The following is a 12,695-nucleotide window of genomic DNA, read 5'->3' as shown; positions in this document are numbered from 1 at the left end:
GAGCGCGCTGCTCAGTTGATCTGCACGGAGCCGCCGCGGATGCGCTGGCCTGCTTCGGCGTGGCTGGTGATGTAGCGGCCGCGCAATTGGATGCGGCCATCGGCCTGCAGCAGGATCACGGCTTCTCCGCAACGCAGTTCGAGTTCTTCGTCGGCCTGCAGGACGATCCGGCGTGGAGACGGTTCGGTGCCGACATTCGCCGGCTCGGGGGCAGGGGCCTCACCGGCAGGCGGCACCCAGACCCGCCCCAGGATCACGGGCTTGCGGGGGTTGCCGTCCTGAAAGCCCAGCACGAATCGTGCGGTTCCGACATCCTCCTGCTTGAGCGGAACCATGGAGAGTGCCGGAAAGGGGCCTTCCTTGAAGTTGTCCGGTTGTACCTGTGCATGGCCTGCTTCATCGATGTGGTGCAGGGTACCGATCATCAGCCCATCGACCTGACCCGGCAGCTTGTGCCGGGGGCTTTCACGTTCCAGCAGCACTTGCAGTGTGCTGTCGGGAGGCGTCGCGGCAGGCATCGGCGAGGTTTCAGGATGCGGATCAGTTTTCAAGGATCTTGGCTCCTTTCATCGTGATGTTGCCATCGGCCTTGACGACTTGTTCGCCCGTCATCGTGATCGTGCAGTCGTGCCCGTTGAGCGTGATGGTGCCGTCGGCTTTCATGACGAGGGTGGAGGCGCCGACCTTGAGGGTGATGGACTCGCCCGCTTGCAGGGTGATGTTTTTGCCCACATTGGTGGTCTTGTTCATGCCGACCTGGGTGCTCTGATTGACGCCGACCAGGGTGTTCATCATCAGGCCGACGTTCAGGCTGTAGCCCATGCCGACGTTTTCCATGCGCCCGAGGCCGACGTTCTGCATGTAGGCCATGGAGATGGTCTCGGTCTTGTTCTTGCCGACCTTGATGGACCAGTTCTTGCCGATGCGGTCGGTCTCGTTGTTGTCGACCTTCTTGCTGCGGCTCTTGTGGATGGTGAGCGATTCGTTGAGGTCGACCGTACGTGTGCGGTTCTTGTGCACGGTGAGGGTTTCGTCCAGATCCACCTCCTCGGTGCGCCAGCCGTGGACGTTGATCTTCTCGTTGCGATCGACGATCTCGGTGCGGTCGCGGTGGATGGTGTTGAACTCGTCACGGTCGATCTCTTTCCTGCGGTCGTTGCCGACCCACTTCGATTCGTCGTGCTCGACTTCGGTCAGGTAGTCCTTCTGGGCATGGAACCAGACCTGTTCCTGGCCCTTCTTGTCTTCGAAGCGCAACGCGTTGGCGTCGCCGGGGCCGTCGCGCAGGCCTTCGCCGGCGGCACCACCCTTGCTCGAGCGGGTGAGCACGCCCGACTGGGTCTGGTTGGCCGGCAGCGGCCAGGGCGGCATCTGCTCGGCGTTATAGACGCGCCCGGTGATGATCGGGCGGTCCGGATCGCCGTGCTCGAAGTCGACGATGACTTCCTGGCCGATGCGCGGGATGTGGATCGCGCCGAAGCCCGAACCCGCCCAGGGCGAGGCGACCCGGATCCAGCAGGTGTCGGTGCCGTCGCGCGCACCGTAGCGGTCCCAGTGGAAATGCACCTTGACCCGGCCGTATTCGTCGGTGTGGATCTCTTCGCCCGGCGGGCCGACCACCACGGCGGTCTCGACGCCGCGGGTGCGCGGCTTGGGTGTGGCCAGCGGCGGACGGAAGGGGCGGTCGGCGTGCCGCAGTCGCGGGGCGGCGGTGGCTTCATGGACCCAGTGCCGGCCAGAGAGCCATTCAAGACTTTCCAACACACCAATCCCGTTGCATCAGCAAGTCGGCGATCTGTGGCACGACCTCCGCTGGGAACTGCTGCTCCGGCGCAGCCAGTAAGGCTTCGAAGTGACGGACATCTTCCAGAACGGCGCGTTGAACCAGCTCCGTGTTTCGGTAGATCAACAGCTCCGGCAGATCCTGCGGCAGATAGCCGCCAAGGAAATCGGCGTGGTCTTCGAGATCGAGCCAGACCAGCAGATCCTTCGGCGGTGCATGCCGTGCGGCTTGTTCGAACACCGGTTTGAAGTCCCGGCATTTGCTGCACCAGGCCTCAGCGCCCAGCACGACGACCAGGCGGTTCAGCGGCGATCTGCCTCGCGCAGCCAGCAGCGCCGCATCGTCCCAGGGATCGTAGAGCCGATTGTTCATGCTGTTGCCTCGATCAACATGCTGTCCAGCACGGCGCGCTGTGTTCTGGCACGTGCCCGGATGTTCATGACGCTCTCGCCGTTGCCCGATGCCATGCGCTGGGCAACATTCCAGCGCAGTACCTGGGGGGCGTGTGCCAGCAATGCCATCTGTTGTGCTCGGTCGAGCGGTTTGCCAAGCAGGGCAGGGGCTGCCGATAGTGCCACAGGATACGCCGCTATCTTCTGCGCATCGGGCAAGGGCAGGCCCGGGTCGAGATCGTCGATTGCTGCGGTGGATGTATCCGGTGAAACGTGCCGGGTCAGCCCGTTCTGATGCAGGTCGATGCCGGTGATGGACTGCCATACCCAGCCGGCCAGGCGGGCACATGTCGCATCTTCCATACGCTTTGCCACCCAGGGCAGATGCGCCGGATCGGCATGATGCAGGGCGAAGCGCAGCCCGAGACGGGGCGGCAGGGCGTCCAGCAGGCGAGGCGCCTCGGGAATGCCTGTCGGCACAAGCAATGCCAGATGCTGTATCCAGCGCAGCAGTCTGCGCTCGGCCAGTGTCCTGGCAAGCCCGCCCGCCGGCATGGTCTGGAGCAGCTTCCAGACACTTTGCCAAAGTGTCGATGTGCCGTTGAGCGAGCCGATACTGGCCAAAGCAATGGCGGCTTCTGCCGCGACGGCAGGGTGCTCGTCCTGAAGACTCGAAAGCAGCGCTTCGGATTGTCCGAACATCGCAGCCGCACGGCAGGCCGCTGCGCGTACAACAGGCTCGGTGTGCCGCATTGCGATGACGAGGCGCTGGGCAAGGTGCGGGTTTGTGGCCAATGTCGATGAGCGGGCGACGGCTCGCCAGGCAGCGACCTGCTGGATGATCGGCGCATCCGGCGCCGTCCAGGTGTCGATGACCGGCACAACGTGGCGGGCGTCACACCACAAAAGCGCACTGATCAGCCCCCGCAGCATGCGTTCGGGCTTGTGTCCGACCTGTTCCAGGGTCGGATCCAGGCGTCCGGAGTCTGCACCGCGATGCAGAGCCAGCACGGCGCAGACAAAAACCTCGCCTGGCCCCTGCCAGCGCACCAGCGCATCCCAGGCCAATGTCCAGCCTGCATCACCCGCGACCGTGATGCCGTCGAGATGCGCCTGAAGCAGCCGGTCGAAATGGAGCAGGCCGCTGAGATCGATCAGCGCGGACGTGGCGGATTGGTCGTGTTGCAGCCAGTAGAAGGCGGCATCGCCGACATGGCGCTCGATGAGCGGGGGGATAGGTGAAACGCTGAGGGCTTCCGATAGATTTTGGCTCATCGGTGAATTATCGCCAGATGGGCTTTCCCTGAAGAGAGCGTTCGATCAAGGCTGCGCCGCCCGAAGGAGTATGGATATCGTCGGGGACGCCATCGTAAGCAGCAATGGCTTCGGGCAGCAGGACTTCTGCGATTTTGTCCTCATCCCAGTTGATCGCAACCAAGTCGAGAGTTTTAGCGTTGATACGCCCTGCGATCTGATGCAGCTCCTGAAACTCGGGAAGAAAATGATAGGGTTCGATCCGCTTGATGTATCCATTGTCAGCGTTGAGGTCGCCGCCAACGAAGAGTGGCCCGTCGTTATATTCTCCAACGATGAGTCCGCTGGCAGTGACATCGCCGCCAATGAAGCACGCCATGCCGCCGCGCATCCAGTTTCTCACTTTCAGATCGCCGGTGACGACAAGCATCGGGCCTGACGAAATGTCGCTGTTCCACAAATCCCCATCAATGGTCAAGGAGCCTTTGCAGTAAATCAACTGAATGCCAAAACCTTCATCTGGCCACAGCTCCAGAGAGTCATGAATGACAGTGTCGCCAATGACCAACGAAGTGTATTTTTTACCTTTCTCTACTTCACCCATTAAGTGGCGCTGCATTAATTCGAGAAGCTCTCTGCCATCGGGCGGTACTTGAACTGGCAAGGGTGTTTCGAGTTTACCAATATCTGTCAAGGCTTGCTGGCCTGGGCACAGTCTGTCCAGGTTGTCTTTGAAAGACCAGGAAAAATACTTTCTGTTCATTGTGACTGCTCGGTTTGTTTGGAATACGGACGCCTGATAGAGTCAATCCAGATAAGGCGCCACAAGGGTTCTCCACTCCTTGCCGTCATAGGCTTTGACGACCTCGGGGCTGGCGATGACAAGCAGGCCGTCGTGGGCGTCCATATGACCGTAGATCGGTACTTGCTGGCCGTCGTGAGTGATGGGTCGGAGTTGCTTGCCGTCCCAGATGCGTGCCTGATAGTCGGAGGCGAGCCAGAGCTTGCCGTCGAACCACAGCACATCATTCCACAGGATGGTGGAGCCGCCTTGATAAATGCGCTCCCATGTGGACAGTTTTCCGCGCCACAGGCTGCCGCCTTCACCGGAAATGTAAACATGGCCGTCTCCGGCGCAGGTGACCGTAGCCAGTTGTACGTTGCTGGGGAAGCCTTGCTGGGTCCAGACTTTGCCGTCGAAGTGCCAGACATCGCCGTGGCCGCCGACGGCATACATGTCTGTTTCGCTGAAGGCATCCATGTCGTTGAAACCTTGGGCGGTATCGGCCTCGACTGCGGGAAGGCCAGCGTCGATCTTGATCCATTTGCCGATATCCTCCCGCTTATAGATCGCTCTTCCCCCTCCGACTGAATAAGCATAGTCGTTGATGCACTTCACCCGTGCGGTCATCGGGACTTTGCCGGGGGCAATGAATTCATCAGCAGTATCAACGCCGCCACCCATAATATTCACTTGGCCATCATTGTTACGCGAAACGAGCAGGCCTTGAGGAAGTGGTTTGCGGGAAACGCCGACTCTGGGCTTATTGTAACCTTCGAGTGTGGTGGCTCCGAACCTATCCCCTGTTGGAGAGGATAGGCTGAGCACGAATAGTTTTACTTCTTATGTCATGATCAAAAATTAATGACGCTTCCTCAGGAGGCGTTTTTTTTCTGAGGCAAAAATAGACGACGCTTTTTTCGCGAACTGCGCAGTCAGTGATGTGCCATGACTGGAAATGTTTAGCCCACAAATCTCTCTTTATGTATATCATATTTGTCTCGATGGGATTAAATCGATCCGCCGCTTCCGTCTGTCTCAACGGGGTTTCCATTCTTATCTACTGCTTTAAGTCCACTGCCTCTACACATTTGAGAATAGTATGATTCCAATTGTGCTTTGATGCATTTCTTTGAGCACTTGGAAAGTGGAAACGCTTCGGCATGAGAGTTCGCGGCAGCGTTTATTGCGTCGTCCACACTCATGGTGCCGTCGGCTGAGACTTTACCGTTTCTTGCCAGAGTACCGACCTGTCTATCCATTGCGTCATGCACACGCCCATGGCTGCCAAAATTCTGGCTGGTACCTTCCACGCAGACCGTTGGGGCTACACTGTGGTCGTAATTGGGGCATGCGCCGCGGGCCATGGCCCCATAGATCAGATGGTGTCCCGTTTGCCCTTTGCAGCATCCGCCGCCTCTCGCGGATTCGACGTCAGAACGTCTTTTGCCACCAACCGGGTTGCCGGCACCGTCAGCGCTATAGGGTACGAGGTTGCACTTTCGGGCACGCGTGCAGGCATTCAGCGTGGCAAGCATGTCCTGTCCCGCAGTGGCAATTTCTTGTGCTTTGGACAGTTGCTCGGCCGGGGGCAGGTTCTTCAAGTTCTTGAAGTCGTCCGCCAAGGACTGCAGCTCGTTGCCTTTTTGCCGCAGAACGTCCAGCTGCTCCAATGCTTCGTTGGCTGCGGCCCTTATTTCAGCGACGTCGCCGATTGCAATAGCGGCGTCCACGGCGCTCCAGACGCCCATGGCTGCGTTACCCAGGACCGGCAAGGAGGAGCCTGCCAGTTGTTTGACCGCAGCTTTGGCCGCTACTTTGGCGGCTGCTCTTGTCGCTGCATTGACTGCCAAATCCATGAGGACGGATTCCAGCGCGCTCATTGCGCTCAGCTCGTCGGGCAGCGCAAGGAAAAGGTCAGCCAGTTGATCCGCGTACTCTTTGGCCTTTTCAATTGAATCCAGGCTGACTTCCAGTCCGGCGCAATGGTCGTCTGTCCAGTGCCAGCCACTACTATCCCGGCGCCCAACGCCACTGCGTCCCTTGCGGCTTTGAAGAAGCCTCGCGATCTTGCTTTTTCCTTGGAGCTCTTTCTTTGTGTCGGAGTTGTCTTTGTCGGGGGCACAAGCACGTTTGATACGCTTTTCTTCTTGCTCGCAGTCGTGCCCCCCAAACCAGCCTCGTGAAATATAGGGAAAAAGCGGTGTGTTCGATGGCATGGACCCATGATTATGGCTGACCATATCGGTATGCCGATCCACACCCAACCCTTCGAATACAACATCCAGCGACCAGGATCTGAAATAGGCTTTCCCCTTGATGACGCTGGTTTTGTCGCCTTTGGCGAATGCTTCGGTGGCAGGCTCGTTGCCTGTACTGGTGGCAAAGTAGGCTTTGTCCTCGATCGCTACCGTCTCGCCTGCGATGAATACCGTGCAGGTGCCGTTGGTGATGTCCGGTGCGAAGGCGGTGTTGCCGTAGGGGATGAGTATCGGCCCGCCTTTGGGAGGAGGTGGACTCCAGCACGGATCGGGAAAGGCGGTGGTTGCCACGCCGTCGGTCGATTTCCAGGCGATTTCCAGGTCGTTGGCGTAAACGTGCGTGCCCATGGCGCGTCACTTCCTTTTAGCGGTGATGGATGGCCAGAGCAGCACGCTGCCCGTTGTCGTTGGCAAGGTGCAGCAAACCCCGAGCGCCGAGATCATCGGGCGTCATTTCAGCGCCGATCCAGGACAAGATCAGCGGGCCAAAGGCCGCACCGATTTCGCCAACCGACTGAGCGACGATTCTATGGGGGAAATGCGGCACTTTCCGTGTCATGACTCTGTCCATGGCGAGTGCGGCCTCTTTGAAGTACCACTGCTCGCCGCCAATGGCACTGGCGTGGAACAGGAGATCATCAGCATTCCAGTTCGCGCTCTGTAATGCGTTACGCAGTGCCCTCGTCAGGCCCGTGGCGCGCAGCGGCGTCGCTTCATCAAAGGGGCTGGCCGGCTCATGGGCGGTGCCGACGCCTTCGATCCAGAGGGCGTGCTCGCCTGCCTGCCGAGTCGTCAGTGCAATGGCGGCCGCAGCTTCTCCGGGAATGAACCCATCCGGATTGGTCGAACAACGGATGCGTCCCTGTGTCAGAAGGTGCTCGATGCTTGCTGCATCCAGGAAGCTGTCGACACCAACGATGATGACGTATTCAGGCGCTGCTTCTCCCGCAAACATCTTGCTGGCCCCGAGGAGCGCATCTGCAATGCCGGCTTTGCCCAAGCAGCCGAGGATGGTACGGGGGTCGTAATCCTCCTCTGGGCGATTGTTCACCAGGAGGTCGATGATGTCGCGATGAAACCGGATTCCGCGCTCTCTCTCCGCACCGACGAGAATGATGGGGGAAGCTGTTCAGAAGTTAAAGGCAAGCCGGCCAGACATTCGGTCATGGCGGAGCGGTACATGTGCTGCAGGCGCGACTGCCCCCAGGTGGGCACGTCATAAAGCATTGCAACATTGATCGGTTCACCTGCCGTATCGATGAAGCCGCCTTGGCGGAAGTGGTTCAGGCGCGCCCTGATGGCGGTTGACGTCGACGCCGAGTCATTGCCGACCGAGCAGCAAACGCCGGTCGAGGCAACACGCAAGGGCATGAATCGCGGCTCATTGGCTTGAGGAGTGACGTTCATGCGGCCTCCTGTGTCTGTCCGCAGCCCGGGCAGCCCGCGCCGTCCAGCCCCAGGCGGCGGGCGTCCCACCAGGCGGGATCGACGTTGCCGACCGCGATGGTGTCGAACTCATGGATGCGGCGGCGTATGGGGGTGCTGGCACGCCAGACGGCCGAGAAGCGGCCCGCCTCGGTTTCGAAGAACAGCGTATCGACGGGGGGCGAGAGCGTTTCGGTGCTGTAATCGGTGCGCAGGATGCGCACCTTGAGCGCATCGAAGCGGGGCAGCGTGAAGCTCAAGGTGGGGTGCCGGGGCAGCAGATGGGTGAGCGTGACCGTCTCGCCGCCCGCCGGGTAAGGAATCTGTTGATCGACGGGGGCGCACTGGAAGAATTGCTCATCGAAGTCTTCCGGCAGAAACGGGGCAATCTCGCGCTTCCAGGCGTCGTCGTAGGTTCCCCCATACTGGTTGCGGGGGGCCCAGTGCCGGGCGACGGCACTGAGCGCAGTCGGCATCAGTGCATCATCATTGGGTTTCTTGATGGGTTTGCCCGGGGCGTGGAGATTTGCAACCGGCTCGCCGGCCAGGGTATGCCATGTCTTCGGTCCGCCCCAGCCGAGGCCGGCGGGGTTGTGCTCGAAGGCTTCGCAGCGGGCTTGTTTGCCGTCCTGGTAATGGCGCATGCCGCCGAAAGCGTGCCCGTAGTGAAGCGGCAGCTTCGTGAAAGGGGCGGGCTCGGAAGGCGTCAGGCCGAGAACTCCCCGTTGCCACTGGCGGTTTCCGGTGACACAGATGGTCTTGTGCCAGGTGCCGATGCGCGCTTCGGCTTCGAGATATTTGAGCGGCTGCTGCCCGGGTGTATGGGCGCAGGCGTCGAAGAGCAGATCGCAGCGGGCTTTGTGCCGTACGAAGTCGTCGCCGTAGCGCATCGCACTCTCGCCCGGGGCGCCGTAGTACTCGTCGCTGACGACGAGCGGGCATGGCGGCAGGGGGCGCGGGCGTTGCCCGGGTTCGGGAATGCGCCAGGTGGCCTTGGCAACGACGACCAGGTGTTCGCGGCCGGTGACGTCGAGCGCGGTCGACAGCGCGACCTCGAGGTGCTTGGAAAGGCAGACGAGTTCCATGGAAGGTGGAGCGCGCTGCTCAGTTGATCTGCACGGAGCCGCCGCGGATGCGCTGGCCTGCTTCGGCGTGGCTGGTGATGTAGCGGCCGCGCAACTGGATGCGGCCATCGGCCTGCAGCAGGATCACGGCTTCTCCGCAACGCAGTTCGAGTTCCTCGTCGGCCTGCAGGACGATCCGGCGTGAAGGTGATTCGGTACTGGCTTCCGATGCCTCGGGGACGATGGGCGCATCGGCAGGCGGCACCCAGACCCGTCCCAGGATCACGGGCTTGCGGGGGTTGCCGTCCTGAAAGCCCAGCACGAATCGTGCGGTTCCGACATCCTCCTGCTTGAGCGGAACCATGGAGAGTGCCGGAAAGGGGCCTTCCTTGACGTTGTCCGGTTGTACCTGCGCATGGCCTGCTTCATCGATATGGTGCAGCGTACCGATCATCAGCCCATCGACCTGACCCGGCAGCTTGTGCCGGGGGCTTTCACGTTCCAGCAGCACTTGCAGTGTGCTGTCGGGAGGCGTCACGGCAGGCATCGGCGAGGTTTCAGGATGCGGATCAGTTTTCAAGCGATCTTGGCTCCTTTCATCGTGATCGTGCAGTCGTGCCCGTTGAGCGTGACGGTGCCATCGGCTTTCATGCCGAGGGTGCCTTCGTAGTCGTTGTCGGTGATGTCATAGCTGACGGCAACCAGCGTCAGCTCGAGGTTCTGGTCGGCGCGCGGGTCGGCGTATTCGGTGGTCAGATCCGACGAGGGGCGCTCGAAGTCGTAGTCGGCGTGGATCAGCCGGCCCGGCTCGACGCGCCGGGTTAGGCGCCAGGCATCGAAGTGGTCGCGGTCCGGGCGCGTCTGCACGCCGCTGTAGTAGGAGACGGTGGCGTAGCCGGGACATTCGGGGTGGGCCGACAGGTGGTCGGCCAGCACCAGGGTCTCGCCGTCGGCGCCGTGCTCGAACCAGAAGAAGATGCCTTCGTGTTCGAGCTGGCGGCAGATGAAGGAGAGGTCCGTCTCGCGGTACTGCACCAGGTAGGTCCAGCGCTTGTAGCGGGCCTTGAGCCGCATGTCGAAGCGCACCGCGTTCTCGCCCAGTACCTGGTACAGGATGTCGGGCACCGTCTGGTTCTGCCAGATGCGAAAGTCCGCGCGCCGCGAGGCATGCCATAGCCGCGGCGCGACGGTGGCTTCATAGACCCAGTGACGGCCTTCGTGGCCGATCGCGGCAAAGTCGATCATCTGGCCAGACAGGTAGAGGTAGCGATGGGCTGCAGATCAGGCTAAAAAACGAAATCCTCGCTCGTAGCTACGGCGAGCGAGGATCTTGGAAACCATCCAGATTGATAAAGAAGTCAGAGCGGCGCACAGCGCCGGATGCCCATGTACAAACTCAGTAATCCTCAATCGGTTTCCAAGCGCCGGGTGCAATCAATTTTATTCTCATCAGGCGGTTGTCAACACAGCTGTAAAGTACGTGCAGCGTGTAGTCAGGAAAGTTCCAGACAGCATGTCCGGTGATGTTTCCTTGCGATGTGCTCACCGGCTGTTTCCGGATTTTCTGGAACAGGATGTCCGGGCTATCCTCAAAATCCAGTCCTTGTGGCAAATGACCTCGCCACCCTACGGAATCGGCTTCGCGATTACTATGTAGGGAGATGGCCCTCAACAGAGGGGCGCCATTATCTGACTCAATATGCAAGGTTGCGCCAAAACTATCGGTTAGATCGATCTCTCCGCTATCAACACCTTGCCTGACTGCATCATTATCCAGCCGATGACTCCATAGCGCCCGCCAGTCGGTTTGCGCTACTGAATCTCCCCAGTGAACGATAATCTGGTCAAGAGTTGGAGGAGCCACTGGCTGAGATGGACGAAGTAGTATGGGAACCTGTTGGCAAACCATTCGCTCGGCATGTATTGGATTACCGCCGTAGGTAACAGTTAACCGATAGCCTTCGGGTACATCCCAGGTATCGCTGATGGAACTGCTGTGCAATGTGTTTGCCGCTGGGATCATGCGGCTGCGTACATTTTCTCGGCTGTCCTCCCAGCTCAGGCCGTACGGCAGCGGAGTTTCGCAGCGTTCAACATCATCGAATCCAGCATAGTAATAAACTTGGGCGAAGAGGAGCCGCCCCGTGCCCCAGAGGTGTTTCGCCTTGCCGAGGTGATAGTTTTCCTCCACGAAACCCAACTCGACGCCTTGGCGGCGCACCAGCACCCAATCGTAAAAGGCGTATGGATCGTCATCCGGTAGCTGCGGACGTTTCAGTGTGTTGAGCTGGCGAAATATCTCTTCCATTCGCGGAGAGTCAGCCACTTCGCCGAAATCTGCCGTTAGGTTCATGCTTGGTCGAGTGGGAGTTGAATAGATATGTTTGAGATCAAGCCATCCTCATTGAAGGTAAAGAAAACGCAATGATCAGCCCGGTCCCAGCGCATTTTCCATTCACTCTCTCCGAGAGGAAGTTCCTCTTTGTCCGAATAGAACTTACGAGAGTTCGGAGCGCCGAAGGTGTGAAGTACGTCTAATCTTGTTGAGCCCAAAGTGATGCCTGGAAAAATACATCTACTGTAGGCGCCATACCCGGGATTGTTCTTCCCGTAAAACCGGATGTTCGAAAGCACTAGGGCACCTTCAGGAAACTGCTTTCCTGAGATTTGTACTGAGCGCTCTTCATCGAAGCATAGCTCGACCCCTTTCGTTTTTGCTGATAAGTAAGTGGTCATGTCGCCTCTCGCGAGTTTCGGTGCTTTGGCTAGATCCAATTCAGCCAAGAGTGGTTGCAAGGGCGCTTCGCCATAGTACAGCCCCAAATATTTCACATAATCAAAAATTGTCATGACGACCTCTTATTTCTATTTAAGCAGTTTTTCCAGCTCTCTTGCGTAATCTGCGTTGGTCATGTCTGTGATTTTTTTACTTGCTTGCTTGTACGCTTTCTTACATCCACCGTCCGCATCATACTCATCGATGTGCTCCAGTATTGTATCCACATCACGCTTAGCGGCGGACGCTAGATCTTTAGCATCTGCTGCTGGATTGTTCCTTCCTCCGTAGGTAGGGCTGTATTGTTGATGCGCTTCTCTAGGAATGGCGATTGCATCCCCCCAGTCAGTGATTGCTTTTGTCTGTGCAGGAGTTAATTTTTCGCCATCATTCAGTTGCCTGGCACGTTCAAGTAGTGCTGCTTTTGACGGAATGTGATCTCTGTCAAATCTGCCATCGCCGGACTGTTTTTTTAAGTCACCATATGAGCCGCGCTGGCCACATTTTAATTTCTCTTTTGGCTTCCCCTTATCTTTGCCGCCCCCGCTACCCTGAGCCTTCTTGGTTCCCCGTTCAGCAGCGGCCTCGCCAGCTTCCTTCTTTCCGGCATGCTCTGCCGTTTCCCGCCCGCCTTTGATGGCGCCTTCGACGGCGGTGCCAGCCTTTTTGGCATATTTTGCCCCCGTTGCCGCCATGCCGGCGCCGGGAATCATCGCCGCTGCGCTCAGGGCGGCGTTGACCGTGTCGCCCTCGGCCAGATAGATCAGCGCATTGGCGCCGTCGGCCACCTCCCCGACGACAGGAATGAGGCCGACGACGTCGAGCACCCCGTGTGCGACGGCGCTGCCCCAGCGTCCCCACCAGCCCGTTTCCTTGGCCGTGGCCTGGATGGGCGGTGCGCTGTTGCCGTGCGGATTCGGCCCGGTATCGGGAACGATGATCCCTTGTGTATTGCCCAT

15 protein-coding genes are annotated in these 12,695 nt (G+C 59.4%); all 15 read right to left on the bottom strand.

Features of this window, described 5'->3' with window-relative positions; all coding sequences use genetic code 11:
- Positions 1–11 precede the first annotated feature (11 nt).
- The 15 genes from AAFL97_RS17565 to AAFL97_RS17495 all read right to left on the bottom strand — a co-directional run bounded on the left by AAFL97_RS17565 (position 12) and on the right by AAFL97_RS17495 (position 12,695).
- Positions 12–551, bottom strand: coding sequence for a DUF6484 domain-containing protein (locus AAFL97_RS17565; RefSeq protein WP_341645999.1), 540 nt, complete (start codon positions 549–551; stop codon positions 12–14).
- Positions 541–1,761 (bottom strand): type VI secretion system Vgr family protein, encoded by a 1,221-nt coding sequence (locus AAFL97_RS17560; protein ID WP_341645998.1) that lies wholly within the window; start codon positions 1,759–1,761, stop codon positions 541–543. The genes AAFL97_RS17565 and AAFL97_RS17560 overlap by 11 nt, the downstream gene beginning before the upstream one ends.
- Positions 1,748–2,155: a thioredoxin domain-containing protein gene (locus AAFL97_RS17555; protein ID WP_341645997.1), complete on the bottom strand. Its 408-nt coding sequence runs from the start codon at positions 2,153–2,155 to the stop codon at positions 1,748–1,750. The genes AAFL97_RS17560 and AAFL97_RS17555 overlap by 14 nt, the downstream gene beginning before the upstream one ends.
- Positions 2,152–3,450: a HEAT repeat domain-containing protein gene (locus tag AAFL97_RS17550; RefSeq protein WP_341645996.1), complete on the bottom strand. Its 1,299-nt coding sequence runs from the start codon at positions 3,448–3,450 to the stop codon at positions 2,152–2,154. Before AAFL97_RS17550 ends, AAFL97_RS17555 begins: the two co-directional genes overlap by 4 nt.
- A gap of 7 nt (positions 3,451–3,457) precedes the next feature.
- Positions 3,458–4,192, bottom strand: a complete 735-nt coding sequence (locus tag AAFL97_RS17545; protein ID WP_341645995.1) for a hypothetical protein — start codon at positions 4,190–4,192, stop codon at positions 3,458–3,460.
- Positions 4,193–4,234: 42 nt separating this feature from the next.
- Positions 4,235–4,903 carry a hypothetical protein gene (locus AAFL97_RS17540; protein WP_341645994.1) on the bottom strand — a complete coding sequence of 223 codons (669 nt, stop codon included), beginning with the start codon at positions 4,901–4,903 and terminating at the stop codon, positions 4,235–4,237.
- A 317-nt stretch (positions 4,904–5,220) separates the two neighbouring features.
- Positions 5,221–6,819, bottom strand: a complete 1,599-nt coding sequence (locus tag AAFL97_RS17535) for a PAAR-like domain-containing protein (RefSeq protein WP_341645993.1) — start codon at positions 6,817–6,819, stop codon at positions 5,221–5,223.
- A gap of 16 nt (positions 6,820–6,835) precedes the next feature.
- Positions 6,836–7,522, bottom strand: a complete 687-nt coding sequence (locus tag AAFL97_RS17530; RefSeq protein WP_341645992.1) for a hypothetical protein — start codon at positions 7,520–7,522, stop codon at positions 6,836–6,838.
- Positions 7,519–7,878, bottom strand: a complete 360-nt coding sequence (locus AAFL97_RS17525; RefSeq protein WP_341645991.1) for a hypothetical protein — start codon at positions 7,876–7,878, stop codon at positions 7,519–7,521. Before AAFL97_RS17525 ends, AAFL97_RS17530 begins: the two co-directional genes overlap by 4 nt.
- Positions 7,875–8,981 (bottom strand): DUF2169 family type VI secretion system accessory protein, encoded by a 1,107-nt coding sequence (locus AAFL97_RS17520; protein ID WP_341645990.1) that lies wholly within the window; start codon positions 8,979–8,981, stop codon positions 7,875–7,877. The genes AAFL97_RS17525 and AAFL97_RS17520 overlap by 4 nt, the downstream gene beginning before the upstream one ends.
- Positions 8,982–9,000: 19 nt before the next feature.
- Positions 9,001–9,540 (bottom strand): DUF6484 domain-containing protein, encoded by a 540-nt coding sequence (locus tag AAFL97_RS17515; RefSeq protein ID WP_341645989.1) that lies wholly within the window; start codon positions 9,538–9,540, stop codon positions 9,001–9,003.
- Positions 9,537–10,217 (bottom strand): phage late control D family protein, encoded by a 681-nt coding sequence (locus AAFL97_RS17510; RefSeq protein ID WP_341647193.1) that lies wholly within the window; start codon positions 10,215–10,217, stop codon positions 9,537–9,539. Before AAFL97_RS17510 ends, AAFL97_RS17515 begins: the two co-directional genes overlap by 4 nt.
- A 139-nt stretch (positions 10,218–10,356) precedes the next feature.
- Complete coding sequence (locus AAFL97_RS17505; RefSeq protein ID WP_341645988.1) at positions 10,357–11,313, bottom strand: hypothetical protein; 957 nt, start codon at positions 11,311–11,313, stop codon at positions 10,357–10,359.
- Positions 11,310–11,810 carry a hypothetical protein gene (locus AAFL97_RS17500; RefSeq protein WP_341645987.1) on the bottom strand — a complete coding sequence of 167 codons (501 nt, stop codon included), beginning with the start codon at positions 11,808–11,810 and terminating at the stop codon, positions 11,310–11,312. The genes AAFL97_RS17505 and AAFL97_RS17500 overlap by 4 nt, the downstream gene beginning before the upstream one ends.
- A 15-nt stretch (positions 11,811–11,825) precedes the next feature.
- Complete coding sequence (locus AAFL97_RS17495; protein WP_341645986.1) at positions 11,826–12,695, bottom strand: hypothetical protein; 870 nt, start codon at positions 12,693–12,695, stop codon at positions 11,826–11,828.

Origin of the sequence: Thauera sp. SDU_THAU2 (genome assembly GCF_038260575.1) — a bacterium.
In the GTDB taxonomy this organism is placed as follows: domain Bacteria; phylum Pseudomonadota; class Gammaproteobacteria; order Burkholderiales; family Rhodocyclaceae; genus Thauera.
This window is presented reverse-complemented; position numbering and strand designations above follow the sequence as displayed.

What these genes read in the sequence shown, in the direction of transcription:
- AAFL97_RS17545 (WP_341645995.1), bottom strand. Translation starts at nt 4,192, where the DNA reads ATGAACAGAAAGTATTTTTCCTGGTCTTTCAAAGACAACCTGGACAGA.
- AAFL97_RS17535 (WP_341645993.1), bottom strand. Translation starts at nt 6,819, where the DNA reads ATGGGCACGCACGTTTACGCCAACGACCTGGAAATCGCCTGGAAATCG.
- AAFL97_RS17495 (WP_341645986.1), bottom strand. Translation starts at nt 12,695, where the DNA reads ATGGGCAATACACAAGGGATCATCGTTCCCGATACCGGGCCGAATCCG.
- AAFL97_RS17500 (WP_341645987.1), bottom strand. Translation starts at nt 11,810, where the DNA reads ATGACAATTTTTGATTATGTGAAATATTTGGGGCTGTACTATGGCGAA.
- AAFL97_RS17520 (WP_341645990.1), bottom strand. Translation starts at nt 8,981, where the DNA reads ATGGAACTCGTCTGCCTTTCCAAGCACCTCGAGGTCGCGCTGTCGACC.
- AAFL97_RS17505 (WP_341645988.1), bottom strand. Translation starts at nt 11,313, where the DNA reads ATGAACCTAACGGCAGATTTCGGCGAAGTGGCTGACTCTCCGCGAATG.
- AAFL97_RS17550 (WP_341645996.1), bottom strand. Translation starts at nt 3,450, where the DNA reads ATGAGCCAAAATCTATCGGAAGCCCTCAGCGTTTCACCTATCCCCCCG.
- AAFL97_RS17555 (WP_341645997.1), bottom strand. Translation starts at nt 2,155, where the DNA reads ATGAACAATCGGCTCTACGATCCCTGGGACGATGCGGCGCTGCTGGCT.
- AAFL97_RS17525 (WP_341645991.1), bottom strand. Translation starts at nt 7,878, where the DNA reads ATGAACGTCACTCCTCAAGCCAATGAGCCGCGATTCATGCCCTTGCGT.